The sequence below is a fragment of the Penaeicola halotolerans genome (assembly GCF_016464625.1).
Lineage (GTDB): Bacteria > Bacteroidota > Bacteroidia > Cytophagales > Cyclobacteriaceae > Penaeicola > Penaeicola halotolerans.
The window spans coordinates 1-276 of record NZ_JAEAGO010000054.1 but is presented as its reverse complement, the minus strand read 5'-3'; the positions used below and the strand labels follow the sequence as shown (position 1 = coordinate 276).

General features: G+C 39.5%; 1 protein-coding gene. It reads right to left on the bottom strand.

Translation table 11 applies throughout. The annotated features are described in order from the left end of the window. On the bottom strand, nt 1–184 hold a 184-nt coding region (locus I5349_RS13710; protein ID WP_226391346.1), incomplete at its 3' end, for a hypothetical protein. Between the last annotated feature and the right edge of the window lie 92 nt (nt 185–276).

Sequence of the window (276 nt, the reverse complement as noted above, 5' to 3'; positions counted from 1 at the left end):
CCCCTAGGTCCTCTGTCCCTTCCCCCTGCACTGGAGTCGTATATACCATTTGGTGTTTTCCCAAAGTATGTGCCTTACTCATTTTGTTATTGTGATGTTTGCTCAGATCTTGCTTACTTCTTTTAACTATTTTCTTATTAAGTTGCCAGTATTTGCATATTCTAGATATCTGTATTCCAAACATTTTATCCTCTTCTGTGATTTGCTTTTTTTAAATTTTCCCACCCTACCTGATATATCCCATGGGATCTCCCCGCTTCAACTCCCATCTCTACC